This is a genomic window from Pyrobaculum organotrophum, assembly GCF_055384425.1.
The window spans coordinates 538,611-564,737 of sequence record NZ_AP042430.1; the positions used below are offsets into that span (position 1 = coordinate 538,611).

The 26,127-nt window shown below is 49.2% G+C and carries 24 protein-coding genes and 1 pseudogene; 12 read left to right on the forward strand and 13 right to left on the reverse strand.

The annotated features are described in order from the left end of the window. Positions 1–311: 311 nt before the first annotated feature. Genes hisH through ACZ49R_RS03310 form a run of 3 tightly spaced genes read right to left on the reverse strand, consistent with a single transcriptional unit; the run spans position 312 to position 3,093 of the window. Positions 312–890 (reverse strand): imidazole glycerol phosphate synthase subunit HisH, encoded by a 579-nt coding sequence (gene hisH / locus ACZ49R_RS03300; protein WP_011762940.1) that lies wholly within the window; start codon positions 888–890, stop codon positions 312–314. Next, positions 881–2,092 carry an adenylosuccinate lyase gene (gene purB, locus ACZ49R_RS03305; protein WP_464733739.1) on the reverse strand — a complete coding sequence of 404 codons (1,212 nt, stop codon included), beginning with the start codon at positions 2,090–2,092 and terminating at the stop codon, positions 881–883. The genes hisH and purB overlap by 10 nt, the downstream gene beginning before the upstream one ends. Next, positions 2,089–3,093: an adenylosuccinate synthetase gene (locus ACZ49R_RS03310; RefSeq protein WP_464733740.1), complete on the reverse strand. Its 1,005-nt coding sequence runs from the start codon at positions 3,091–3,093 to the stop codon at positions 2,089–2,091. Before ACZ49R_RS03310 ends, purB begins: the two co-directional genes overlap by 4 nt. 117 nt (positions 3,094–3,210) lie before the next feature. Between ACZ49R_RS03310 and ACZ49R_RS03315 the strand changes: the two genes are divergently transcribed. Both ACZ49R_RS03315 and tmk read left to right on the forward strand, forming a co-directional pair. After that, complete coding sequence (locus ACZ49R_RS03315; RefSeq protein ID WP_464733741.1) at positions 3,211–4,650, forward strand: NAD(P)/FAD-dependent oxidoreductase; 1,440 nt, start codon at positions 3,211–3,213, stop codon at positions 4,648–4,650. 30 nt (positions 4,651–4,680) lie between these two features. Further along, a complete protein-coding gene (gene tmk / locus ACZ49R_RS03320) occupies positions 4,681–5,295 on the forward strand; it encodes a dTMP kinase (RefSeq protein ID WP_464733742.1) in 615 nt (204 codons plus the stop codon). Here tmk and ACZ49R_RS03325 read toward each other — a convergent pair. Beyond that, the gene (locus ACZ49R_RS03325) at positions 5,245–5,742 is read right to left on the reverse strand and encodes a DNA replication complex GINS family protein (protein ID WP_464733743.1); all 498 of its coding nucleotides are present in this window, start codon (positions 5,740–5,742) and stop codon (positions 5,245–5,247) included. The two genes, tmk and ACZ49R_RS03325, sit on opposite strands and share 51 nt — an antisense overlap. A gap of 320 nt (positions 5,743–6,062) precedes the next feature. Here ACZ49R_RS03325 and ACZ49R_RS03330 point away from each other — a divergent pair, with 320 nt between their 5' ends. Beyond that, positions 6,063–6,698, forward strand: a complete 636-nt coding sequence (locus tag ACZ49R_RS03330) for a lysostaphin resistance A-like protein (protein ID WP_464733744.1) — start codon at positions 6,063–6,065, stop codon at positions 6,696–6,698. Here the strand turns inward: ACZ49R_RS03330 and ACZ49R_RS03335 are convergent. The 4 genes from ACZ49R_RS03335 to ACZ49R_RS03350 form a co-directional block, all read right to left on the reverse strand. Next, positions 6,681–7,211 carry an SLOG cluster 4 domain-containing protein gene (locus ACZ49R_RS03335; RefSeq protein ID WP_011762933.1) on the reverse strand — a complete coding sequence of 177 codons (531 nt, stop codon included), beginning with the start codon at positions 7,209–7,211 and terminating at the stop codon, positions 6,681–6,683. The genes ACZ49R_RS03330 and ACZ49R_RS03335 overlap by 18 nt on opposite strands. After that, positions 7,208–7,729: a MogA/MoaB family molybdenum cofactor biosynthesis protein gene (locus ACZ49R_RS03340; RefSeq protein WP_011762932.1), complete on the reverse strand. Its 522-nt coding sequence runs from the start codon at positions 7,727–7,729 to the stop codon at positions 7,208–7,210. Before ACZ49R_RS03340 ends, ACZ49R_RS03335 begins: the two co-directional genes overlap by 4 nt. Before the next feature lie 628 nt (positions 7,730–8,357). Further along, the gene (locus ACZ49R_RS03345) at positions 8,358–9,497 is read right to left on the reverse strand and encodes a polyamine ABC transporter substrate-binding protein (protein ID WP_464734089.1); all 1,140 of its coding nucleotides are present in this window, start codon (positions 9,495–9,497) and stop codon (positions 8,358–8,360) included. 2 nt (positions 9,498–9,499) lie between these two features. Further along, positions 9,500–10,138 carry an endonuclease dU gene (locus ACZ49R_RS03350; RefSeq protein WP_011762930.1) on the reverse strand — a complete coding sequence of 213 codons (639 nt, stop codon included), beginning with the start codon at positions 10,136–10,138 and terminating at the stop codon, positions 9,500–9,502. A gap of 61 nt (positions 10,139–10,199) precedes the next feature. Here ACZ49R_RS03350 and ACZ49R_RS03355 point away from each other — a divergent pair, with 61 nt between their 5' ends. Beyond that, on the forward strand, positions 10,200–11,180 hold the full coding sequence (locus tag ACZ49R_RS03355; protein ID WP_464733745.1) for an AIR synthase family protein: 981 nt from the start codon (positions 10,200–10,202) through the stop codon (positions 11,178–11,180). Here ACZ49R_RS03355 and ACZ49R_RS03360 read toward each other — a convergent pair. The 4 genes from ACZ49R_RS03360 to ACZ49R_RS03375 form a co-directional block, all read right to left on the reverse strand. Then, the gene (locus ACZ49R_RS03360; RefSeq protein WP_464733746.1) at positions 11,164–11,961 is read right to left on the reverse strand and encodes an ATP-grasp domain-containing protein; all 798 of its coding nucleotides are present in this window, start codon (positions 11,959–11,961) and stop codon (positions 11,164–11,166) included. The genes ACZ49R_RS03355 and ACZ49R_RS03360 overlap by 17 nt on opposite strands. Then, entirely contained in the window at positions 11,955–15,032 is a 3,078-nt protein-coding gene (carB, locus tag ACZ49R_RS03365) for a carbamoyl-phosphate synthase (glutamine-hydrolyzing) large subunit (RefSeq protein ID WP_464733747.1), read from the reverse strand. The genes ACZ49R_RS03360 and carB overlap by 7 nt, the downstream gene beginning before the upstream one ends. Next, positions 15,019–16,029, reverse strand: coding sequence for a glutamine-hydrolyzing carbamoyl-phosphate synthase small subunit (gene carA / locus ACZ49R_RS03370; protein ID WP_464734090.1), 1,011 nt, complete (start codon positions 16,027–16,029; stop codon positions 15,019–15,021). The genes carB and carA overlap by 14 nt, the downstream gene beginning before the upstream one ends. 102 nt (positions 16,030–16,131) lie before the next feature. Beyond that, positions 16,132–16,449, reverse strand: coding sequence for a GNAT family N-acetyltransferase (locus ACZ49R_RS03375; RefSeq protein WP_464733748.1), 318 nt, complete (start codon positions 16,447–16,449; stop codon positions 16,132–16,134). Between the two features lie 194 nt (positions 16,450–16,643). Here ACZ49R_RS03375 and fbp point away from each other — a divergent pair, with 194 nt between their 5' ends. The 5 genes and pseudogenes from fbp (at position 16,644) to ACZ49R_RS03400 (ending at position 22,656) form a co-directional block, all read left to right on the forward strand. Then, positions 16,644–17,843 (forward strand): fructose-1,6-bisphosphate aldolase/phosphatase, encoded by a 1,200-nt coding sequence (gene fbp, locus ACZ49R_RS03380; protein WP_464733749.1) that lies wholly within the window; start codon positions 16,644–16,646, stop codon positions 17,841–17,843. A gap of 81 nt (positions 17,844–17,924) precedes the next feature. Continuing rightward, positions 17,925–18,545 (forward strand): MarC family protein, encoded by a 621-nt coding sequence (locus ACZ49R_RS03385; protein ID WP_464733750.1) that lies wholly within the window; start codon positions 17,925–17,927, stop codon positions 18,543–18,545. 226 nt (positions 18,546–18,771) lie between these two features. Then, positions 18,772–19,646: pseudogene (locus tag ACZ49R_RS03390) on the forward strand (nuclease/transposase family protein); the annotation flags it as partial. A 170-nt stretch (positions 19,647–19,816) separates the two neighbouring features. After that, positions 19,817–21,718, forward strand: a complete 1,902-nt coding sequence (locus ACZ49R_RS03395; protein WP_464733751.1) for a 2-oxoacid:acceptor oxidoreductase family protein — start codon at positions 19,817–19,819, stop codon at positions 21,716–21,718. Next, entirely contained in the window at positions 21,715–22,656 is a 942-nt protein-coding gene (locus ACZ49R_RS03400) for a 2-oxoacid:ferredoxin oxidoreductase subunit beta (protein WP_464733752.1), read from the forward strand. The genes ACZ49R_RS03395 and ACZ49R_RS03400 overlap by 4 nt, the downstream gene beginning before the upstream one ends. On the opposite strand, the gene ACZ49R_RS03405 is transcribed toward ACZ49R_RS03400, so the two are convergent. Continuing rightward, on the reverse strand, positions 22,653–23,288 hold the full coding sequence (locus tag ACZ49R_RS03405) for a YkgJ family cysteine cluster protein (RefSeq protein WP_464733753.1): 636 nt from the start codon (positions 23,286–23,288) through the stop codon (positions 22,653–22,655). The genes ACZ49R_RS03400 and ACZ49R_RS03405 overlap by 4 nt on opposite strands. Before the next feature lie 71 nt (positions 23,289–23,359). On the opposite strand from ACZ49R_RS03405, the gene ACZ49R_RS03410 reads away from it, so the two are divergent. The 3 genes from ACZ49R_RS03410 to ACZ49R_RS03420 all read left to right on the forward strand — a co-directional run bounded on the left by ACZ49R_RS03410 (position 23,360) and on the right by ACZ49R_RS03420 (position 25,963). After that, a complete protein-coding gene (locus tag ACZ49R_RS03410; RefSeq protein WP_464733754.1) occupies positions 23,360–23,641 on the forward strand; it encodes a hypothetical protein in 282 nt (93 codons plus the stop codon). A 268-nt stretch (positions 23,642–23,909) separates the two neighbouring features. Continuing rightward, positions 23,910–24,719, forward strand: a complete 810-nt coding sequence (locus ACZ49R_RS03415; RefSeq protein WP_464733755.1) for a TroA family protein — start codon at positions 23,910–23,912, stop codon at positions 24,717–24,719. Next, positions 24,716–25,963, forward strand: coding sequence for a tRNA(Ile)(2)-agmatinylcytidine synthase (locus ACZ49R_RS03420; RefSeq protein ID WP_011762913.1), 1,248 nt, complete (start codon positions 24,716–24,718; stop codon positions 25,961–25,963). The genes ACZ49R_RS03415 and ACZ49R_RS03420 overlap by 4 nt, the downstream gene beginning before the upstream one ends. Positions 25,964–26,127: the final 164 nt, after the last annotated feature.

Sequence of the window (26,127 nt, forward strand, 5' to 3'; positions counted from 1 at the left end):
TTTCTACCCTTGCGACTATCGAACTTTTAACCTCGTAACTACTTCTTACGAACGGCGTCTGGCCCTTGGGGCGGCCGACGGAGACGCCAAGCTGTTATAATATAAACAACCAGCGGCCGGCCCCCGTATGACCCGCCCCCTCGCCCTGGCGCACCCGAGGCGGGCCCCGAGCCCCCCGGGAGAGGGCCGGGGCGCCGCTCTTTGATGGGGGCGCATTTATCCCTCGTACATATATTTCTGCCCCGTCTCCGTTAGACTCTTTGAGTCGGCGGTACGAATTGCCCTATAGAACGCGTAGAGAATGTTGAAAGTCAACGTCTTGCCATTTCCTTTAAAAACCGCCTGATTAACTCTATCCCTCCTCTTCCACTTCTCTCTGGGTGAAACTGAAGGCCGAGAATCCCCTTGTATAACACCGCCGCTACATATCTCCTCCCGAGCTCTACATATGCCACATGGCTTTCGTCGTTTTCATCCCAGAGCACTCCGTAGCTATGCATATAGTAGTAATAGCCGCTTTCCACAAACGGCTGTGGTCTCACTACTTTTGTATAACTCCACCCTATATGAGGTATTTTTCTCGCTTCAATTCTTTTTACAGACCCCCTAAATATGGCGAGGCCGCGGCCGCCGCCCTCTTCGCTAGATTCAAAGAGGAGTTGCATGCCGAGACATATTGCTAACGTTGGTTTCTGCAATATAGAATCTCTAAATGCGTGTGCCATCTTATAAGCGACTTCGTATGTACCAACTCCTGGAAGTACTAACACGTCTACAGACGATGTTTCCTCAGGGTTTTTAATTACCAACGGCTCCGCCCCCGCTCTCTTTAGCGCATTTATAACACTACCAATATTTCCAACAGTATAATCAACAACGCCTACCCGCATAACTTCAATGAAAGGGCGTCTTCGATAAGTTTTTCAATCGGCCACCTCTCGTATTCGAAAGTTACTTCTTTTATTTCTCTAGCCCTACGATAGGCCTCGGCTCTAGAAAAACCTTCTCTAACCAGTCTATTCATATGAAACTCTGTGAGTATATACGGCAAGGCCTTCTGTAAGTTCTCCTCGATTCTAGCCTCGTTTATCTCTATATTACGCAGAACCTTGGCTACGCTATTTAAAATTTCGTCAATAGCTAGAAAAACCTCTGGTATCCACACTCTCTCATTTGCCGAATTGGTAAGATCGCGTTCATGCCACAGAGCTACGTTTTCTAACGCAACGTCTATAAGCGATCTAACATATCTAGCAAGACTCACTACTCTCTCTGAGACTGTAGGATTTGTCTTATGTGGCATTGCCGACGAGCCTCCGCCTCTCTCTATTACTTCGCCTATCTCAGGTCTAGATAATTCACGTATTTCAGTAGCTAGACGCTCAAAAACAGTAGCTAACACCGCTAGCGCAGAAGCCAAAGCCGCAAAGCTCTCCCTCGGCGCTACTTGAGTCGTAATTATGTGGTAGGGCAAGCCTAACCTCTCTGCAACCCGGCGCCTTATCTCAAGCCCCAGCTCTCCCCAAGCGGCCATAGTTCCCACAGCGCCCCCAATCTTAGCCCTTATGAAATCCTCAGCTTGTGTTAAAAATCTACAGGCTATATACAGCTCGTAGTAGTAATTAGCGAATTTAAAACCTAGAGTTATCGGCTCTGCCCACTGGCCATGAGTCCGCCCCACCATCACAAGTTTTTTATACCTCCTAGCAAGGCGTTTCAACTCTTCACCTGCTATATCTAGCTTCCTTTTTACTATAGAAAGAGCGCGACGTATTAACAACGCCCATGCCGTGTCTATTATATCATTTGATGTAGCACCGTAGTGCACAAACCGGCAACCACTCTTCTGCTCCAAGAGAAAGACAAGGCTTAAAATATCGTGTCCCGTCTCTCTCTCTAGTTTATAGACCTCCTCAGCGCTTATTTTTACGCCGTCTAGCGATTTACAACAGCCTCTCTCAGCGACGCCTAACTCTTCCAAAACGCAGACAAGGGCCCTCTCCACTTCTATGTATGTATCGATAAAAGATTGTGGCGTAAATAAAGCCCTGATTTCTTCACTGCCGTAGCGCCAGTCAAAAGGCGAAATCACAACCTCCCCTTCTCTCTCCTTAAATCAACCATGTGACGCGGCTCAGGTCCCGTCCCTATAAGCGTCACTGGCACTTTCAGCGTCTCTTCTAGCTCATCAACCCACTTACGCGCCTCCGGCGGCAAGTCACTCCAACGTGTCTTGCTTGCCGCATCTTTAAATAACACATCTACCTTAGTAATGGCTATTTGCGTTGGCGTATTGAGAAGCACAGCTCTCTTTGCCAATTCTATATTAAACGGAGCTGCTCTCCTCGGCCTACCTGTCACAGCCCCCCTCTCTGCCCAGCCCCTCCTCTCTATTTCATCCAGCGGCAACTCGCCTGGCAAAGGCCCTGCGCCTACTCTAGTGACATATGCCTTAAAGACCAATATGACCTCGTCTACAGCCTTCGGCCCAACGCCCGCCTCACTTAAAACTCCGCTTGCCGTAACATCTCTACTTGTGACATACGGATATGTGCCGTGATATAGAGATAGAAAAGTTCCCTGAGTACCCTCAATAATCACACCATTACCTCTGTTTTCATATATCATAGTTGGTACGTCTGCCAAAAAGGGCTTAAGAATTTCGAAGTCTCTTGCAAGTTTCAGCCTTCTCAATACTCTATCAACCATCGCCGCGCCCACGCCTTGCCCAGTAGAGCCCACAACCTTCATGAGGTACTCGTCTTGTCTCTCCATCTCGACATGTTTATCTTCTATCACCCCTGTTTGATAATCGACATATGTCCTCCCACCGCCGAATTTTTCAACCTCAAGAAGAAATACATCTAATTTTATGAGCGCGCCTGGCGCCACAGCTAACTTTGTCTGTTGGTTTACAAAACAGGTTGGAAGAGACCTCAACACGACAGTCTGACCCCCTAGAACTACAGTATGTCCAGCATTTGGCGCGCCGGTTCTTACACACAGTGCTGGGCTATCTGCTTGAGCTAAATAAGCTACTACCTTGCCCTTTCCAGTATCGCCAAAGAACCCATCTACTACTACATAAAGCACGATCTGACAAGACTCTAGATTATAAAAAGTTGCCTAGGTTTAACATATCTACCCATCGCACAATATTGAATTTTTTACTGCAAACACTTTATATATAGCGTATATCTCTATGCAAAGGTGGTCACCCAGTATCTCTCCCGTCTACGAACTCTTGAGAAATACGTCGGAGACTACGACGTTGTAATAGTAGGAGCAGGACCCGCCGGGTTATTCGCCGCGCTTGAGCTCACAAAGGCAGGCGGAGTGAGAGTTGCATTAATAGACGGGGGGTATAGAGCATCACAGAGACGTTGTCCCCTCCAAACGCCCCTAGAGAAGTGTACTTTCTGCGTGCCTTGTCATATTGTCTACGGAATTGGGGGAGCCGGCACATTGAGCTCTGGTCTCATAAATCTCAGACCAGACGTGGGAGGAGATCTTCACGAACTGGTTGGCGATTGGGACAAGGCAATGGAATTGATAAATTACATAGACAAGACCTTCGTAGAGTTTGGAGCGCCTGGAGTAGTCTACGAGCCACAAATGGAACTCATACAAAAGCTCTCTGCACTAGCGGCTAGAGTTAACGCCAGGATAATACCCATACGCCAGAGACATATTGGAACAGATGGGTCAAGAGCTGTCGTAGAGAATATAACCCAATACCTTGAAAAAGCAGGTGTGGCTATAATGTATGCCACATGGGCTCTTGAAGTTGAGAAAGGAGACAATGGGTTATTTACAGTAAAAACAACAAGAGGAGTTCTAAATGCCAGAGCCGTCCTTTTAGCGCCAGGCCGCGGCGGCGCCGAGTGGCTTATTTCACAACTAAAGAAACTAGGCGCCTCGTTTAGCTTCGGCCCTATAGATATTGGAGTCAGAGTAGAAGTGCCTTACCACGTCATGAAGCCTCTTACAGACGCAATACGCGACCCTAAGATAATTCTCTACACTTCTAAATACGACGACAAGGTTAGAACATTTTGTACAAACCCCCGTGGTTTTGTAGTAAAAGAAGTATATGCAGACGGGACTGTTGGAGTAAATGGAGAGACCTATCTAGAGAGGAAAAGCGAAAATACAAACTTCGCCTTCTTAGTTACGCTCAGGCTTACAGACCCGATGGAAGATACTATAGAATATGGTAAATCTATAGCCAAGCTAGCCACTAAGCTGGGGGGCGGCAAGCCTCTTATACAACGTCTCTACGATTTAGAACGTGGACAGAGGTCTACCTGGGATAGAATCAGAAGATCTAGCATATCGCCGACTTTAAAAGATGTAACTCCCGGCGATATATCTCTGGCGTTGCCCCATAGAGTTGTAGAGGACATAATAGAGGGGCTTAAGAAACTTGACGAACTTGCGCCTGGCGTGGCAAGCCCCCAGACGCTTATCTACGCCCCTGAGATTAAATACTATTCGCTACGGCCTGTGGTAGATAAAAACCTCATGACGACAGTGCCCGGGCTTTTTGTAGCGGGAGACGGAGCTGGCCTTTCCAGAGGAATAAACGTAGCGGCCGCCACCGGCGTGTTGGCGGCAAGAGGGATTCTAAATTACCTAGGCCGAGCCTAATCGCTTAAAACAATAACTCAAGTCATTATTATGGCGTTTGTAGCAATAGAAGGCATCGACGGCTCGGGCAAAAGCACTGTAATTTTACAACTCGCAGAGATATTGCCTAAGGTCTATGTCACCAGAGAGCCCAGCGGAGGGCCTATTGGAAGATTAATAAAAGAATGGGCTTTAAAAGGCGGCACAATTGACCCACATGTAGATGCGTTACTTTTCGCCGCAGATAGAATAGAACACTATAAGAGAGAGATAGAGCCAAAGGTTAGAGAAGGATATATAGTAATCAGCGAACGATATATAGAATCTTCAATAGCATACCAAGGCGCAGCCGGCGTCCCTATAGACTTTATAAAGATTATAAATTCCGCAGTTCCCAAGGCAGACATCACAATAATACTTGACGTAGACCCAGAGATAGCTATAGCTCGTATAAAACAGAGGGGGGACTCAGAAAAGTACGAACACAGCGCCTTTTTAAAACGGGTACGCGAAATCTATCTCCAGAGGGCAAGAGAGGAGGGATACCCGGTTGTAGATGCGTCAAGGCCGCCCAACGTCGTTGCTAAAGACGTCGCTGAAATTATTACACAGATGTTAAACTATAGAAAATATAAAGGAGGTAATAGCTACGTGAATAGACAATAATAGCGCTTTTTCTTCAGGCGTAAGCCGGCTTACAAAGTCTTGGTCATTTACTATGTCAGGCTTTGTGGCCACGAGGACAGAGATTTTCTTAATACGTTCAATAACTAACTCTCTTACATCCTGTACTACCGTCCGTAGAGTTTTTACATCACCCTTTTTGTTAAGCAGATAGATGGTAAGTCTAACTCTTGGATAAAAATCCTCAGGTAATTTAACCGGGTAGCTCTCTCTCTGCTCTAAATATTTCAGAGACGCAACATCTCTAGGCTGGACAGCGTTACTCTCGTCTATTTCTACAGCCCCCATCTCATCTAGTCTTAACGCAAGATATAGAGGCACTTCGGTCTCAGTGCCAGCTTTATGCGAAATTCCCAACAGAGGTAGATCTACGTCTCTCTTAAACACAACTCTAACGGGACGCCAGTTTGTTATACCGCCAAAACTCACATAATGATCTACAAGATGTCAATTATAAAGATCTCTCTTCACATGTGATTCAGAAACTATATATTATCTACCAATCTTTTTCCTGGCCCAGGGGCTTGGGGCCCGTCCTGGGTGCGCCGGGTGAGAGCGGCCCATCTGGGAAACAGAGCGTTGGTTTTATCGCTAATCGGCGCCCTCGCTACCGCCCTCTGGGGGCCAGGTAAGCCGTTCGTGAAATAGAGGAGTTTGTAAGTCAAAACTAGTCAGAGAGGACAAGAAATGAGAAAACAAAAGACAGAGTAACGGCGGTAATCGTTTTTACCTACTCCATTAGATAGGCCATGAGCCAATGTCCGAGAGCCTATTCTGCCAGATGGGACATGGGCCTTCTGAAGGTGGCGGTCGCCGTAGCGTTTATCGCCATAGCGATGGTGTTGATACTATTAAAGCCACCTATCTGTATAACTCTATATGCTGGTACGGCGATATACACGGCGTTTATTCCAGCTGGGCTATTAATTAAATGGAGGCTAAGCAAGAGGTTTCCTCTGGCTTTTGTGGTCTACTTCCTTTCTCTACTTGCAGCAGGGGCGGTAGTCATAGCTGTGCCCCCCATACGTGCTGAATATATAGAGTTGAGTAGATCACAAGAGAAGTTCTTTGTAGAAGTCTTGGCATGTCCCCTCGGCAAAATTCTGGCTGTGATCCAAGCTTTGGCGCTAGCCCCGTTGGTAGAGGAGGTAGTGTTTAGAGGAATTGTTTTTGAAGAAGTAAAAGGTAGGCTGGGTACAACTGCGGCTTATTTACTATCGTCTATTCTCTTCGCGTTTTTACATAAACCAGGTCTCGGCGCCGTGCCCATTTTTATTATAGCCCTAGCCCTTGCCTTTGCTTATAACAGATATGGACTACCCGCCTCTGTTTTACTACATTTTATACAAAACGCCGCCGCGCTATGGTTATCCAAAGCTAGTTAAAACGCCGGGACCGGCGCCGCAGACACCCTCGGCTAGAGCTACTGGGTCGCTTACATAAACCACCTTTAGTACTCTCCTATCGTCAAAATACTCGGGATATGTTTGAGAAAGTCTGTCGCTTGAAGCCCCCGTGTCTATTAACACATACAGAGGCTTGCCCATGGCATAAGCCATGAACGCCTCGATCATCGTCCCCACGCCACCCCCGAGGACAGCTACCACATCTGCAGAACGCACCATTATAACAGACCGACATCTAAACTCACAACCTGTTTTTATAACTACAACCCGCTCCGGCAGTTGTACCCCCTCTTTTTCAATTGGCAGAAAAATCACAACCTTCATACCTCTTTCAAGCGCACTGTCGACAACATCTCTCATGTGACCCCAATAGCCGCCCACCAGCAAAACGGCGTCTGGACATCTGTCCGCCAAAGCATGTACAAAAAGCCTGGCCCTCTCCCTCAGGCCAGGGATGTAGTCACTATGTACTGCAACTGCGATCTGTCTCATTGCTTGATTAGGTAGAGGATATGGGAGACCTCGGCCAAGATTATCCTCATGCCGACTTTCACCGCGTTGGGGGAACCCGGCAGTAGGAAGATGGCCTTGCCGCCGACTATGCCCCCAGTCGCCCTTGTTAAAAAGGCGGCAGTCCCCACCTCTTGTATACTGTAATATCTAAACACATCGCCAAAGCCCTCTATCTCTTTTTCAAACAGCGGTCTCACGGCCTCTATAGTGACGTCAGTCTTAGTAAGGCCGGTGCCGCCGGTGAACACCACTATGTCTACGTCCTCCCGCGAGATAAGCTCCAAGGTTTTACGCCTTATTAGGTAGAGGTCGTCTGGAATTAAGTCTCTACCGACGACCTGATGTCCGGCCTCTCTAGCCATCTTCTCCGCCAGGTCTCCAGACTCGTCCACGGGGGTACGCCCCTCTGCCTTCTCCCGGTATCTAGAGGTACTAACAGTCACAATATAGAACCTTGCGACGCGTTGCCCCTTAGCCCTATGCTCCTCGTGAGCCATAGCTTATGTAACCCCATGGGTTTTAAACATATCCAACCACCCTCTCTGCCTCTCTATCAATATCAAGCGTCAACAGTATGGAGTCAACGAGTTTCAAAGCCGGCTCTTGGCAAGGCTAGTTGAAGAAGCTGGCTCAGTGGCACGGTCTTCCGTATCTGGAAGAAAGGTTGTATTCGGCCATCTGTCTAAAGTGTGGCGCGAAGATGGCTGTGGAAAGCGGCCGTTTCATACGTTGTCCCTCTTGTGGTCTCAGAGCGCACAGAGACAACGTGCCCATGACATGGGCAGAGAAAAGATACCAAGAGTTGATAGAAAAGACAAAAACAACCCACTTTTCCCCCTCAGCTCACATTTAACCTCGTAACTACTTCTTACGAACGGCATCTGGCCCCCGGGGCGGCAGACGGGGGCGCCAAACTGTTACAATATAAACGGTTGGCAGATGTCCCCCGAGTGAGTTGCCCCCTCGCCCCGGCACACCCGAGGCAGGCCCCTGAGCCCCGGAGAGGGGCCAAGAAAAAGACAAGGGGACGACTTTATAAGCCGTAATGACTGTAATGGATATTACAAACAGAAAGCCTCCGCCCTCTAGGGCGGCGGTTCAGTGAACCGTTTAAATACGGTTGGTTTAGCCTTTAACAGCGTAGCTTATCTTCTCCACCGCCTTAATCATCTCCTCCGTGTAGTTTAGGTAAATCAGCTTAGCCCCCTCAGGCGGAAAGACTGCGGGATCTTGGAGTATGTCTGGATCGAGGTATTTCTCTATTAGCTGTCTCTTCAACGCAGTTGGGTAGTAGGAGGCCTTGGTGATCCTGGCTGAGTTCTCGGGTCTAAGCAGGAAGTCTATGAAGGCGTATGCCGCGTCGATGTTTTTCGCGTCGCGGGGGATGACCATGAAGTCGACCCATCTGTGCGTCATAGGCTTTGGCAGTACGTACTCGAACTTATCGGCGTTTTTCTCGCCGGCGTGTTTAATAAACTCGTCGCGGGCTGTGACAGCGTCTCCGCTCCAGATTTGCGAAACCCATAGCTCGCCGGCGGCTATAGCCGGCACGATCTGGCTTATCCCCATGTACCCCCTGATGTAGCCTTTCTGTCTCTTTAGAAGATCCGTCACCTTATCCACCGTCTCCTGGCTCCAGTCGTTGGGATCTATCCCGAGGGCGTATTTAGCCGCCATGACAGGCTCTATAAACTCCTCTAGCATGGCTACTCTGTTCTTCATCTTCTCTAATAGGTCGAAGTCAAAGAGGTCGCTCCAACTATCAAGCCTTCTGCCAACGTCTACAGCCATGGAGTAGTAGTTGACAGCAAAGCCCGTAGTACCAAAGGCGTAGGGAACAGAGTATTGAAGGCCAGGGTCATTTGGGTTTTCAAAAAACGCTGGATCAATATTGCCAATGTTTGTAAGTCTGCCGTGGTCTATCTTCCTCACGTAGCCCCTCTTGATCACGTCCTTTAGGTACGTGTCTGGCACTACAATAAGATCGTATCCACCCCCACCTCTGAGGAGAGCGGCGTAGGCCTCCTCCCCGCTTTCAAACTCTTGGTATATCACCTTGATGCCGGTCTCTTTCTCAAACTCGACAAGCAGATCTTTATCTATGTAATAAGAGTAGTTATAAACAGCTAAGTGTCCACCGCGCGGCGCCTTTGTTGTAACCGGCGGCGTCTCTTGTCTACGCGTGAAAAACAGAAGGTTGCCTCCTACAGCAACTATAACAGTAGCGGCAACTATGCCGACGAGAAACCTCCTCCTAGTTACCATTGTCATATCTTCATACGGATGGTTTTTAAGAATTGTCTAGCCCCGCTAGCTACTATCTTAGCTATGCGGAGCGGTTCTGGCATCTTGCCGAATTTTGTACACAGCTCGGCCGCCCTTCCGGCATCTATTGGGTCTATCCCCCAAGCCCTCACATATATCTTATAGCCGCTTCGCATATAATAAGGCACCGGCGGGCCTAGTCTTCTGTATGCCTCCACTCTCTTCTCCCAGTCTGTAAAAAGCTTTCTCACAGCCTCCTCCACCCTCCCCTCGGGTTCTTCGAAGACGTAACAAGCTACAGGCTTTCTAAATCTCTTCCACAGCTCCTCACCGTCTATCCAGTTGTAGAAAGAGACTACACAGCCGTCTAACATGACTAAGCCGACGTCGGGCCTAAGCACAGCCTTTAGTATCCTAGAGACAGACTCTGTGCCGTCTGTGCCTCCTAGAGTTGCTATGTCAAACGCCACTTCTTCTACTACGCCATCTCTACGCGCTAGAACTCCCGCGTATATTGAGTAACCATCTTCAAGACTAAAGCTCTCCGCTATAGCTACAACCTTGAAGTTCTTCTGTAAAAGACGTGGGAGAAGTACGCGGGTATCTCTCCTTGGCTGCACTAACGAAGTCCAATGCGACATATCTCCGTTCTGCACAAAAAGTAGAGACTATATGTATTAATACCATTAACTCTCCTATCTTATGAAAATTGGCAAAATCCCGCCCGATGTGCTTGAGCGCCTTGTTTTTAACAGAAGGGGGGCGCCTAGGCGGGAGGTGCTGGTGGGCCCAGCTATAGGCGAAGACGCAGCGATAATCGACTTAGGAGGTTACTATTTGGCAATTCACACAGACCCCATATCTGGCTCTATAAAACTGCTCGGTTATCTCGCGGTGTATGTGCCTACTAATGACATAGCTGTAAGGGGAATCCCCCCGATGTGGCTTTCTATAGCTCTCCTTTTCCCTCCAGAAACTGACGAGACCCTCCTTGACGAAGTGACAAAACAAATAGATCTAGCCGCTAGAGAGGTCAATGTGGCTATAGTTGGAGGTCACACTGAGGTTACATCCGCAGTTGGTAGACCGGTGGCTATAGCAACAGCAATAGGCGTAGGAAGGCGTTATATCTCTACCTCCGGAGCTAAGCCCGGTGACGTTGTATTCATGACGAAATCCGCCGGTCAAGAAACTGCGTCTATACTCGCCACAGATTTTGAAAACGAGGCCCTCAAAAAGGGGATAAATAAGGAGGTGTTAGACAGAGCTAAAGAGTTGGCAAAAGCTGTTTCTGTGTTGAGGGAGGCTCTTGCCCTTGCGGATTTAGCTACATCTATGCACGACCCGACTGAGGGCGGAATTGCCAACGGACTAGCCGAAATTGCTTATGCTTCTGGGGTATCTATAGAGGTGGATCCCAGTAAAGTAATTGTGTACAGGGAGGTTGAAGAGTTGTGTTCTGCCTTTGGGATAGATCCCTTGGAGACTTTAAGCTCAGGCGTTTTATTAGCCACATTGCCGCCCAACTCTGTACAGGAGGCTGAGGAAAGACTTAAGAAACTCGGCATTCCATACTCACAAATCGGTAGGGTGACCCCCCGTGGCAACTTCCTTGTGAAAATTGGAGATAGACTTTACAAAGAGCCATATGTAAGAGATAGGCTATTCAGTCTCTTTTCTTAAGTTCTAGCAACATTTGTACTATATGACTTGCTATATCTACCCCGGTTGTCTTTGTCAAAGCTTTAAACTCCGGTATCCCATTAACCTCGTTGACGTATAACCTATCGCCGATTAAAATATCCACGCCTGCATAAAACGCGCCGACGGCCTTAGCCGCTTTTATAGCAAGCTCTTCTAACTCGCCGTCTATGTCTTGCGGAAGTGTTTTGCCTCCGCGCGCCGCGTTACTCCTCCAATCGCCCTCAGGCGGTATCCTCCTCATGGCTGCAACCGCCCTATCTCCTACAACAAAAATTCTAATATCCTCACCAGTGCCTATCATCTCCTGGAGCATCAACACTTCGCCCTCCGCCGATCTAAGTAATAGCTTGAGCTCCTCTGGCGTTGACACAAGTGCGACTTTTCTACCCCAACTACCGCTCACGGTCTTTACAATAGATCTCTTTCCGATCTCTATATCTGTCTCGCCAAATAAAACTGTTGTCTTAGGTATGGGCAAACCTGCCCTCTTTAATTTTGCAAGAGATACTGCTTTATTCCAACTTGTCGCAATCGCCACAGAAGAGTTAACAGATATCCCGCCGTTACCTTCAACAACTGCCGCCGCTATAATCCCCTTGTTATGGCTCAACGTACGTATGAGGTAGACATCGGGCTCCCAGCCGTTTATATCCATAGCTTCACCCACTTTTACAAATCTCAGCTGTATTCCCATTCTCTCAGCGGCTTTAATAAGCATTTTCTCTTCCTCTCTAATTACGTCGTATACTATAGCTACCACGGCGATATTTCAAACTTCCCGTTTTTATAATACCAGATAAACGCCTTAGTGAGCTCTAGAGCTAGTGTGGCGTCTAATACAAGAGGGGTATTGGTATCTGCAGCAGTCCTCCTAATTAAGAAGTCTCTCTCTGGCGTTACACCTGCCGTCATCACAATATCTATCTCCTTCCATTTTAACATATCCACGATCTTCTCGCCTAATTGCTCCGGCGTATATACTTCAAGCCTTGTGGAGAGTAGAGACGCAACTTGTAAAATAGTTTCTTCGCTATGCTTATCGTATGTATATACTAGGGCAGATCTCTCCGGTATTTTATTAGGCGTTGCAGACAGCCAACTCTTAAGCAATGCCTCCTCATAGGTGGCCCCGTTTGAGGCCACCTCCCCCGTGCTATACATAACAGGCCCCAGCCGCGGGTATGCCCCCCTCAGCCTAGACCAAGAGAACTGTGGAGACTTCACCCACCACTTAGTCGGCTTAAGCACCACAGTCTCCTCATCTACGGCGAGACGGCCATTCACCAACACATCTGCTGTCAGAGACATGTAGTTCACCCCCGTGGCCTTGCTTACAAATGGCATAGAGCGGCTTACCCTGAGGTTCGCCTCTATTACGTACACGTCATCGTAGACTATAAACTGGACGTTGAGAGGACCCTTGACCCCGAGTTCGCTAGCGATCCTCTGCGTTGCTTCGACCATCTTTTTAACAGCCCCCTCCTCCAGTCTCCTCGGCGGGAGCACCATGGTGGAGTCGCCAGAGTGTACGCCAGGCGGCTCCACATGCTCGATGGGAGTGGCGACGAGCCGAACTCCGTCAGACACGGCGTCTATCTCTGCCTCAATGCCGCGAGGTATGAACTTGGACACGACCACCGGGTACTCCCCGCTCACTTTAGCCGCCTTCGTGAGGAAGCTCAAGAGCCCCTCTCTGTCGTAAGCCACGGCCATGTAGGTGCCGCCTAAGACGTAGCTGGGCCTTACCAACACGGGATAGCCCAACGCCTCGGCGAGTTTAGCCGCCTCTTCTAGGGATCTCGCGGCGAACCACGGCGGTTGTTTTATACCGAGTTTCTCCAGGAGCTCCGAAAACTTACTCCGGTCCTCTGCCACATCTATAGACGCGGCGCGGGTCCCCCCGATCTTTACCCCCGCCGCCTCAAGACGCTTATACAATCTCTGGCCTATCTGGCCGCCCGCATAGAGGACAACCGTAATGCCGCTGCCCTCCTTCTCTACTATGTCTAGTATCCTTTCATAGGAGATCTCGTCGAAGTAGAGCTTATCCACTATGTCCCAGTCCGTCGATACCGTCTCGGGGTTGTAGTTCAAGATAGCCACTTTGAATCCCCTGTTTCTCAACTCCTGCGCCAGGTTTACGGTAGACCAGTCGAACTCCACGCTTACGCCTATTCTAAAGACGCCGGCGCCCACCACCAAGTAGTCCGCCGGCGGCACGTCATCGTCGTATACGCCGCCATAGGTGAGGTAGAGGTAGTTCGTCTCGGCTGGCCACTCCCCGGCAAGCGTATCTATCCTCTTCACCACCGGCCGCCTCCTCGCCCGTCTCACCTCCTCCTCCTTAACCCCCAGCGCCTCGGCTATCTGACTGTCTGAAAAGCCCAACACCTTCAGCTCCTCCAGGTCGTACCGGCCTTGCTCAAGCGCCTTGTAGGCCTCTACGACGCGCTGTATAGCCCTTAGGAAGAACCTATCCACCTTCACGTAGCTGTACACCTCGTCTATGGATAGGCCTAGGTACATGGCCTTGGCGGCGCATATCGGCCAGTAGGGCTTGTACCCCTCTAGACACCGTCTCGCCTCCTCAAGCGTCAGTTCTTTAAACATAGGCCCGCCCACTAGGCCGGGCTCGCCTATGTCGATCATCCTAACCGCCTTCTGCCAAGCCTCCTCCAGCGTCCTCCCCACCGCCATGGCCTCGCCGATAGACATCATCTCTGGCCCCAGGCCCTCGGATACGCCGAATCTGTCGTTCTCCCACCTCGGGTGTTTAACCACTATGTAGTCAAGCGCGGGCTCAAACGCCGCCACCGTCCGCCTCGTCACCTGGTTCAAAACCTCGTCCAGACGGTAGCCCAAGGCCAACTTAGCTGCAATGAAGGCAAGCGGATAGCCCGAGGCCTTGGAGGCAAGGGCGCTAGAGCGAGACATACGTGGGTTTGTCTCTATGGCGTACTGCTCAGGTCCAGCGTAGTTGACCGCCACTTGGACGTTGCCTTCGCCCACTAGCTCGATGGCGCGCGTCACGCCGATGGAGATATTCCTAGCCTTCTGATACTCCTCATCTGTCAAAGTGAGACAAGGGGCCACCACTATGGAGTCCCCCGTGTGTACGCCCATGGGGTCCACGTTCTCCATACAGACCACTGCGGCGACGTTGTCGTAGGCGTCGCGCACAACCTCAAACTCTATCTCCTTCCACCCCTCCAAGTACTTCTCCACAAGGACTTCCCCAATTGCAGATTGGGCGAAGGCCTTATACACCCTGGCCCTTAGGTCCTCCTCACTCCTGGCAACGAAGGCGCCCGCCCCGCCTAGGTTGAAGCTCACTCTCACCACCACCGGATAGCCTATCTCCCGCGCGACCTTCAGCGCCTCCTCGGGCGACCTCGCGGGGCTACTGGGCGGGATCGGTATGCCGACCTCCCTCATGGCCTTTTGAAATAAATCCCTCGATAGTGCCCTCTTTATTCCCCGTATCGGCGTTCCCACAACCTTAACGCCGTATTTATCCAAGACACCGGAGTCGTGTAGATCTACGCAGGCCGACAGCGCCGTCTGTCCACCAAAGCCACACGCAATTGCGTCAGGCCTCTCCCTCTCTATGACCTCCGCCAAGAACTGCCTCTGTATAGGCACGAAGTAGACCCTATCCGCCAGAACCTTCGACGTCTGTATAGTGGCTATGTTGGGGTTGACAAGCACCGTCTCTATCCCCTCCTCCCTAAACGCCTTCAGGGCCTGCGAGCCCGAGTAGTCAAACTCCGCCGCTTCAGCAATTTTAATAGCGCCGGACCCTATCACCAAGATTTTCCTAATGTCCGGCATGGCGCTGGACAAGCTTGACGAACATGTCGAAAATCCACCTTGTGTCCTGCGGCCCTGGGGAGGCCTCGGGGTGGAACTGCGTCGTCAAGATGGGGAGAGACTCGTGGTAGAGACCCTCCACGGTGCCGTCATCTGGCTGAACAGCCCAGACCCTCAGCCCGCTGTCTTTTGGATCCACGGCGTAGCCGTGGTTGTGGACTGTGATATAGGTCTTCCCCGTGAAGCGGAGGTCCCGCACGGGCTTGTTGCTAGCCCTATGTCCAAACTTGAGCTTGTACACGCTGGCGCCCATGGCAAGGGCGATCACCTGGTGGCCCAGGCATATGCCGGTGAGGGGCTTTTTGTACTCGGCGTACTCCCTCACCTTCTCCACAAGCGAACCCAGTAACTTGGGGTTACCCGGCCCGTTGCTCAAAAAGAGGCCGTCGCAGTCAAACGCCAGCTCTGGAGAACGACAAGGCACGAGCTTAATCCTTACCCCCCTCTTTAGAAATTCCATGACTATAGATTTCTTTACGCCGCAGTCCACCACGCCGATGCAAAGCTTTCCATTTCCCAACTCACGCGGCTCTTTAACCGACACGAGGTCGACGTAGTTCACCTCGTCGTAGCGTGGAGACGACCTCAGCCGCTTTAAAAGCTCCTCGGGCTCCTCAGGCCCCAGCGCCCCCATCATAACGCCGTATTCCCTAAGCCTGATAGCAAGCGCCCTTGTGTCTACCCTGGCAACACCAGGAATCCCCTCGGCCTTTAACCACTCGTCTAAGGACATCACCGATTTGTAATGGCTCGGCACCGTTGCTTCAAAAACTACAACACCCTCAGCCTTTATGCCGTCTGACTCAAGCTGGTCTTCAGAAACGCCATAGTTCCCAATGAGAGGCATTGTAAAAGTAATTATTTGCCCCTTGTAGCTCGGGTCTGTCAACACTTGTGGGTAGCCAACTACAGAGGTTGTAAAGACGACCTCTCCAACCACCGTCTTCTCGACGCCGATCTGCTTGCCTACAAAGACCGAACCATCTTCAAGAACGAGATAGGCCTTGATATTCGCCCCTTAGACATCAATAGCCAAATTAGACGGTTATATAAACTTTATCTAGCCACACTTTCCTATAGACCCCTCTTGTGTCTCTGAAAGTTTGTACCTAATCATGCAGAGATCTCTACACTTAACTTCGGCGCCTATCTTTCTAGCAATTGCCAGTGCTCTGTAATTATCTGGTAATACATAAGCTAGGGCGTATTTAAAACCCATCTTTCTAATTCTATTTGCAAAGTCAAAAACTACGGCGGTTCCCAAACCCTTCCCTTGGAAAGCGTCGATAATCAAAATAGCTACCTCTACGCCTTCGTCACAAGGAGTTAGGTCTATTACGCCTATGGGTTTATTTTCATAGTATATAAGAAAAGTCATACAACCACGGCTCCAAAGATATCTATATACATAAGTAAAATCGACAATGGGGTGTAAAAATCTAAATACTATACTATTAAGTGAGGCTCTTCTATAAACATCCTGGATTTTAGAAAGCCATCCCGTCGATTCTACATAATCAAAGTTTGCCACAGGCATGAGAACATTTTTAAATAAAACTCCGCTCTGCTTGCATGAAGGTAACAGTTTCTATAATAAAAGCTGACGTCGGAGGTTTTCCAGGCCACGCCTATGTACATCCCAAGATGCTTGAATATGCCGCAGCAAAACTAAAAGAGGCGCAGAGAAAAGGAGTGATAATTGACTATTTTGTCTACAACGTCGGCGACGACATCTCTTTACTAATGACACACACAAAGGGCGAAGATAACCCGGAAATACACGGACTGGCATGGGAGACCTTTAAGGAGGTAACTGAGCAAGTAGCCAAGAGATATAAACTATATGGCGCTGGTCAAGATCTACTAAAGGAGGCCTTCTCTGGTAACATAAGGGGGTTAGGGCCCCAGGTCGCAGAAATGGAAATTGAAGAGAGGCCCAGCGAGCCTATAGTTGTATTTGCCGCAGACAAGACAGAACCTGGCGCCTTCAACCTCCCGCTTTACAAAATGTTTGCAGACCCCTTCACCACCGCAGGTCTTGTCATAGACCCCTCGATGCATGAAGGCTTTATCTTTGAGGTCTTAGACGTAATAGAGCACAAGGTATATCTACTGAAGACTCCAGAAGACTCTTATTCTCTACTCGGCTTAATAGGCACCACTGGTAGGTATATAATCAGAAAAGTGTTTAGACGATCAGATGGAATTCCCGCCGCTGCAAACAGCGTGGAGAGACTATCCCTCATAGCCGGCAGATACGTCGGCAAAGACGACCCAGTCATGATCGTAAGAGCTCAATCAGGCCTCCCCGCCATCGGCGAAATACTAGAAGCCTTCGCACATCCCCACCTAGTCCACGGGTGGATGCGCGGAAGTCACGCAGGTCCTCTCATGCCAGCGCGCTTTGTCTCAATAGACCCAGAGAGAAGGATCGCGCTGGGCCCGAAAATGACTAGATTTGACGGCCCTCCAAAAGTCGGCGCTTTGGGCTTTCAGTTACACGACGGGTATTTAGAAGGCGGCGTCGACCTCTTTGACGACCCTGCCTTTGACTATGTGAGACAGACCGCGGCGCAGATAGCAGATTACATCCGCCGCATGGGGCCATTCCAACCACATAGGCTACCGCCCGAAGAAATGGAATATACAGCGCTACCAAAGATATTGGCAAAAGTCAAATCTTATCCAGCTGATCAGTTCGAAAAAGAGAGGAAAAAATACATAGAAGCCATTGTAAAAGGTGTGAAAGTAGAAGAGACACAACACGACTAAATTTTCCCACTTCGGATGATGTAGCGCGTGAGGCCGGATTTGTGAAGAGGTTTTTAAAACTGACCATTTTAGCTTAACAACGTGACTCCTTTGGAGTTTTTAGGGCTTGTAGGACAACTCTACGCTATTATGAACCCAATCGGTAAGCTCGCAGTAGTGGGGCCTCTGGCTGTTGAAAGGCCTGCATATGTGAGAAAAATCACCACAGTTGTAATAGCCGTTGTATACATACTCGCCGCAATTTTTGCAGTAAGCGGGGGACTTATATTGTCCGCATTTGGCGTCAGCATCAATAGTTTTAGAATAGCAGGCGGCATTGTATTAATGACTATCTCAGTTACTACCCTACTCTCTGGCTCTTATGTAGGCAGAATTGAGATAACAGAGGAACATGCCGTTGTACCGCTAGCAACACCGCTTATTGTAGGCCCAGGCACTATAACGGCGCTGATAGTTATGTCATCTATCTACGGCCCCTTAATAACTCTATTCGTTGCGCTTACTGCCTCAACAGCTGTCGCAATAACGTTGATAGTAGGCATCAGAGCTGTAAAATACATCGGCGCCACCCCTCTGAGACTAGTCGGTAGATTCATGTCGCTTATAATAGCCTCAGTCGCAACAGAAATGATACTGACGGGCATTAGGAACTATACACAAAGCCTATGTAGCAGATTCTACTCTTTCGACTCACCTGCCTGACAGCGACGACGTCAGGCAGGTGAACCGGGGGAGTGGAAAGGGAATTTCTGGCTTTTTCGTGCATGTGGCGGGGGGAGGTGTGAAGTTGTCGCGTACATTGTAAACACCGCCTGGCGGATACTAACTGTGGTTTCCCCGTTCACCCAGCGACAGCTTTCCCCAAGACCGACACCCTACTTGCTCAAACCTCGACGCCTAGTTTTTCTCCCCCACGCCCTTTACGCATATGAGCCAAGTCTACAGGACGCTGAAGATCAGAATCCCACGGCGTCTCGTTGAGGAGCGTCTAGACGTCCTAGACCTAGCGACGAGGATGTGCCTAGCGGTGGAGGAGTACGCCAGAAGGCTACTGAAGGAATTGACGGGGCAGGAGGAGCCCAAGCTGGCTACGGAGGGTTGGACAGACTCCTCATGCCGGACAAGCGGGAGTTGGCGCGCCGGATTATCGAGGAGGTGTTTCCCAAGTACGGACTTAAGAGATATATCGCAGAGTGGACTAAGTTCTTCTGGCGCGATGTCGCGTTCCACAGGGCGGTTCCGTTAAACGCCCAACTTAGGATTGAAAACGAAAGAAATACGAGTAAGGCGGTTTTCGTTGACCTAAAGAGCGGCGTAGTCAGAGTGCGGAAGACTGGCGTACCGCCTTTCGCCATCGAGTTGAATAAGAGCGACATCTCTTGGATAAGAGAGAGGGTAGAAGAGGGCGCTAAATTGAAGTTGGCGTTCTTGAACATAGAAAAGCGGAAGGGCAAGGAACCGACCTATGGAAAGCTATACATCGCCCTAGTATTCGCCCGCGAGGTGGCGTCTGTGGAGTCAAAGGCCGTTGTTGCCGTTGATGTGAACAGATTAGATCATGGAGTCATGATGGGTCTCCTCGTGGACGGAAAACTGAGACAGACGTTGAGACTTCTAGACGAAGACGCGGTGAGAGAGCTGAGGAGACTCCACGAGGAGATAAGCCGGCTTGAGGAGCGGGCCGCGAGGGAGACGGATCCCGTGAGAAAGAGACGTCTCGAAGACAGAGCACGTTATCTCACGTCTAAGCGGTTTAGGAAGATAAGGGGCATTGTGGCGCATATCGCTAGAGAAATAATCGAGCGAAACAAAAGAGAAGACTAAATTAGACTTTTGAAAAAATTAACTACGTCAAACGTAGAAACTATAAGATATAAATTTTTATGACAACATACAGCATACACGTTTTATAGAGTGATGGCGTGGCAATGATCTTGATAAAAAATATAAATATGTATATTATTCTTGTTCTAATGAAAATAAGTTTCTTAATAGGGGGTCCACAAGGCAGAGGAGTAGAGACTGCTTCTTTTATGTTCATATATGGCGTAGGCGCTGCGGGATATTATGTATACGCGCGACGAGAGTTTTGGAGTAATATAGCTGGAGGTCGCCATAGCTATGTAGTTGGTACAATCTCCGAAAACTGGCCCGCCCCAGCGCCTGGAAACAGCGTAGAGTTGGCGTTGACATTCGACGGACATGCCGTATTAGAACATATCCATCATCTAAAGAAAGGCAGCTTCCTCGTATATAATACAGAAGAAGACCCCAAGACTCCAGATAGTTATCAAATGCTCGCAAAACCCCTTGCGGAGAGACTCAAAAAATTCGCTAAAGAACATGGGTTTGAACCGACGGTAAAGGGTTTTGTAGAATATCTAAGACAAAACGGCGTTGAAATATTAGGGCTCCCCTATAATAAACATATAAGCGAAATAGGAAGAAAAATTGGTGTTACATCGCCGGTTATGTTGGCTAGATTTGTTAACACCTTTGTCGTAGCTCTCGGCGCGGCTCTTCTAGGTCTTGACGAGGAGTATGTAGCTAGAGGCGTCGGTTTTGCCCTTGGCAGAAAGGCAGAGGTGATAGAGCAAAATAAAAAAATCGCTGCTGAGGCCATAAAACTCGTCGATAAGCGGATAACTACACTTAAGCCCCGCAACCCTGGCGTTAAGCGGATATTTTGGAACGGCAATGAGGCATCTGGCTACGGTAAGATAGTTGGTGGGATAAGATTTGTTGCATATTACCCAATAACGCCTGCCACAGACGACGCAATGACATTTGAAAGACTTATACCATTTCCAGTGGATAGAAACGCAGGTGAGTTGGCAAAGTTTGAGAAAATCGGCGCAATGGCATTTCAAGCTGAAGATGAACTATCAGCTATAGCTATAGCTACCGGCGGCGCGATTGCAGGGGCAAGAGCTGCTACAGTCACGTCCGGCCCTGGCTTTAGTCTAATGGCGGAGGCGCTCTCAATGGCTGGAATGATGGAGGTTGGGGTGGTGGTCACTGTATGGATGCGCGCAGGGCCAAGTACAGGCCAAGCCACTAGACAAGCTCAACAAGACCTTTTATTCTCCCTCTTCATAGGCCATGGCGAGTATCCAAAAATCGTATATGCCAGTGGAGACTTAGAGGAGGTGTTTCTTGACAATATTAGAGTTGCAAATTGGGCAGAACGCTACCGCGTTCCAGTGATACACCTCGTCGACAAAAATCTGTCTAACACATTCGCAGTAATGCCGCTTCCAGATCCTGCAAAAGTAAAGATACAAACTGAAAAACCAGTCGTCTTCCCACAGACAAAAGACGCAGAGGCATATCCACTTGAAGAAATACTACCGCCCAAGTTACTACCAGGCATCTCAAACGCAATTTTCCACTTAAACAGCTTAGAACACGATCCAGAGGGCGATCCAGAAGAAGATCCCGTGGTTGTAACCAAGATGTTTGAAAGAAGAATGGCAAAGCTAAAGCTTATTGAAAGCGAGATTTCACCAGAGGAGAAGGTGTTGTATTTTGGGCCTCAAGACGCCAAGAGGGTGATAGTGGGGTGGGGGTCTGTAAAACCCGCGGTTCTCACAGCGCTTGAGGAATTAAAAGACGTCGGCTTTCTCTATGTTAAAATGCTTTACCCATATCCAGTAGAACTCGTTAAGAAATATCTACAGGGTAGGGAGACGCTCTTCATAGAAAATAATTACCTAGGCCAACTCGCCATGATTACCCAGATGTTTGCCGGAATAGAGCCGACAGCTGTGGCTGTGAAGTTTAACGGAAGACCTATAACAACAGATGATGTCATCTACGCATATAGAAAATTTGTAGAAGGTCAAAAGACTATTAAAATAGAGACAGACTTATGACTATGCAGACGGTTAAGAGAACAGTTGCCGACTACAGATGGGTTAGGACTCCTGAGTGGTGTCCCGGCTGTGGCCACTTTGGCGTATTACAAGCCTTGTATAACGCCTTTGCAGAGCTAAATCTCGACCCAGCAAACTTAGTGTTAGTCTCGGGGATTGGGTGTTCCTCCCGCCTACCCCATTTTGTACGTACCACAAGTGTCCATGCAATCCATGGCAGAGCAATTCCCTACGCCCTTGGGATAAAGCTGGCCAATCCGTCTCTCGAAGTGATTGTAGTTGGCGGCGATGGGGACTTGATGGCCATAGGAGGGAACCACCTCCTTCACTTAGGCAGACGTAATGTAGATATGACAGTAATTTTAATGGACAATTCTGTATATGGACTCACGAGAGGACAAGCTGGGCCCACTCTCCCGGCTGGCATTAAAGTTAAAGCTATACCAAAGGCCAACCCACAGAGCGAGATAAATCCGCTACTCCTGGCTCTAACAGCAGGGTTTACATTTATAGCAAGGGGGTATGCCTACGATATAAAATACACGACGAGACTTATTGTCGAGGCTATAAGACACAAGGGGTCTGCCTTTGTACAGATATATAGTCCATGCGTCACCTATAACAACGTAATGACGAGAGAGTGGTACGAAAAGAGAATATATAAACTTGACGAAGCAGATCCAACGTGGGACCCCGTTGTACATGACGAAAAAGAAGTTGATATAAAAATACGCAAAGCCCTAGATAAAATCGTGGAACGAGACAGACTGCCGCTAGGTATATTCTACAAAAACGAGCTTGTCCCCACCTTTGAGGAGAGATATGAAAGCATATACGACCCCAACTACCGCAGGATGCCTCCTGCGCTCCAGCCAATAGAGATAGATGGCAAGCCTGTGGTCGATTTTGAAAAACTTGTAGCCGATAGATTGCTCTAGCGTAACAACTTTTCTAGCGTTAGCTCTGGGTAAAAACGCCTAATAAACGCAAAGCCGTTTACCACTGGGAAAAACGGGTATTTATCCTCCTCCGCCAGTTCGACCAGCCCCCTTTTCCACAGCTCTGACAAAACCTTTGCATAGAAGTACCTCTCCTCCAGCGTTTTTAAAGCCGCTTCGGTCTCTCTTGGTGCGTATTTAACCGCGATATTTATATTCGACATCTTGGCTACATCTTTCGGCGTGAGATCGCGGCGGATCACAGGGCATAACGTAGACATGACAAATCTCACCTCTATATGTATTTCACGGGCTATTGGGTCGACGCTGTATTTAATAACCTTTGGCAAATAGGGAAAAGAGCGGCAAGTCAGCGGCTTATAGAGGTCGTGGATTTTACACTTAGTGCCCTCTAGGAAGGGACACTTCCCCTCTTCATTTAAATGCATTAGGTAGCTCAACGCAATTCTCAGCCCAGATTTCAAATCTGCAACTCTATATGCAGGCGTAAAAACAACCGCGACGCCAAGCTCCTTGGCTAACCTCTGCAATACATAAACTTCATGAGGCAACACTGTGACGGGGCTTGCTCTACAACATAAGGCGCAGTCCGGCTGGCAGTGGAAAGTCACAGTGGCTCTCCATCGTACATACTTTATAAACTATTCTAGAAAATCTTAAAAACATCCACGCCGCTAGTTACATGCTAGATCAACTACTGGCGCTCGTCGGCCCATTTATAGTGGGGTTTTTAGTCGGCGCCTTAGCCAAAAGAATTTTGTCAGCTGCCCTCATACTTACTGCGCTGGTTCTAGTATTAGCGGCATTGGGCTATATCTCGCCACAACAAATAACTGCAGTGTTACAACAGCTCGGCTATGCAACAAAAGACGCAATATACTACGCCATGAAAATAAAAGACGCAATCCCCTACTCATCTATAGCCTTCCTCCTAGGGCTGGCCCTAGGTTTGTGGCGTGGATAACATAAATACTACTTAGGAGAAAATAACTGGGGGTGCCGAGGGGACGGGGGGCGCCCGGAGACGGGCCCCCTCTGGAACCTCCCGCACCGTCCGCGGAGGGTGCCGGCGGGCCGCCGCAAGGCGGGGGTAAAAACCAGCCGGCGCCACGGCCCCCAAGCAGGGCCTATGAGGCCGCGGCGAGGCCCGGGTAGGGGGTTAGATTGATACCCCAACAGAAGCGGGGGTATGCGGCACCCCCATCTTTTTATAGCGCTATTGATCACCATATGTGATTTTTAGAGGGGCGTTAGACGGCGTGCCAGAGAAAGTGGTTAGTTTAAACCCCTCTGTAAACGAGTTTCTGGCTATACTTAACATAAGTTTGGCAGGTCGCGACGCTTTTTCATACAGACCTGCGGAATTACTCAGAGCGCCGATTGTCGGAACCTTTGTAGACGTTAATATGGATGTGCTAGAGAAAATTCGGCCAGATCTCGTAATTTTATACTACCCAGTCCAAAAACATTTATTAGACGAAGTAACGAAAATTGCCAAGGCAGTTATAGCAGTTCCAACGCCGACAAATATAGACTATGTCGTGGCCATCTTTAGATTTTTTGCAAGAATATTTGATAAAGACGAGGAAGGGGATAGAGTCGCAGGTATATACCGAGAGTTGTTTAAAGGCGTACCGCTATATGACGACGTCTTGGCAATTATAAACCTAGGCGTTTACGACGTGGCTTGTAGCAACTCCTATGTCGCAGACGCGTTGACACATATAGGCTTGAGATATATGAGGGGTCTCCCTTGTGTGTTTAGACAAAACGAAAGCCCCCCAACCGAGTTGATAGAAAGAGCAAAATTTGTAGTTTATGAAGCCAAGGGTAAGATGTATTACGAAAAAGAGGTTCTGTTTCTTAGAGAGAAGCCGTATGTCGTAACTCCCAACGACACGTTAGCCCACTACGGGCCTTCGCTTCCGTTAGATCTCCAACTGCTTTTAAACGCAGTTGCAAAAGACATGAGATTTGTAGATAAAACCTCCAGCATCTCTAGGCCGAGCCTAAGAGACAGGTGGTATTCTCCATATAGATGAGAGTTGTAGTAGGTATAGACGATACAGATAGCCACAGAGGTGGATGTACGACATATGTAGGCTATGTGTTAGCTAAGGAGATAATGAAAAAATGGGGGCCCCGCGCGTTTAGAGACTTTCCCCACCTCGTCCGGCTAAATCCAAATATCCCATTTAAAACCAGAGGGAACGCTGCGGTGGCATTAGACTTAGATATCCCAGAAGGCGATATAGAAGAGCTTTGGAAACTCGTAATTGACATAGTAAACATATATGCCAGACGCGAGGGAAAGACAGACCCGGGGGTGGCTGTGGCAGTTGGCGAAATACCAGAGCGGGCCCGTCTCTTATACCGCATGGCCTTAACACAAGTGGTGAGCGCAAGTGCAGCAGATAGAGTCGGCGTTCGCACATGGGGCGGCAGAGGGAGAGTCGGCGCCGTTGCGGCAGTAGGCGCGGCGTTTCCAAAATCCACTTTTGAACTAATAGCATATAGAGAGGGGGAGAGAGCCCCAGTAGCGCCTGAGCTTGTACAAGCTATGGAATTGTTTACATACCCCTACACTTTCCACAACTTAGACAAAAGACGTGTGTTGATAGAGCCCAGGGGGCCTGACCCTGTATATTACGGCATACGTGGACTTACGCCACAACACCTTAGATATGCATTGGCCCTCTTAGAGAAATGGGGCTATAAGCCGGTGGGGTGGGTAATATACAGGACAAACCAAGCAACAGACGCACATATAGAACTCGGCGTCTTCTTCCAAGACCCATACCCCTACTCATTCTATAGAACAAGAGGGATTATTGTAGAGACTAGGAGGATTAGTGGCAGACATTTAGCCGGCAGATTAGACAACGGCATTGAATTTGTTGTGTATAGACACTTGGGAAAACTAGCCGCAAGATTGGAAAGATGTATAGGCTGTGACGTCGTACTCTACGGCGGGGTAAAACCCAGGGGGGAGTCCCTATATCTATATGTAGAGAGGGCCTATATATTGGGCAGATACCTCGCCGAGAAAGGACGATGTCCATACTGCGGAGGGTCGCTTGAGAGCCTGGGGAGGGGCAAGGGGTGGAGATGTAGAGGGTGTGGAACTATTTTTTACCACGTAGCGACAAAGTGGCTATACGATATATCGCCGCAAGATATACTACTGCCGCGGCCAGGCGAGTGGCGCCATCTCTTAAAACCGCCGGAGATAGACCCCACAATTCCAAATTTCTTCACGCCAGAGGGCGTAGAGTGGATTCGCTAAAACAGCCCCCCTCTGCGACGCCGGTCCTCCCCAAGAGGGCGCGGGGCCCGCCCCGAGTCGCTTAGGCAACCCCGGGCAAGTAGGGTCGTTGGGGCTGGCGGCGCCCCCTAGTCGCCAAGCCCCAGAGCCAGGGTAGCGGCTCATAGGAGAGATAACACGAGAAA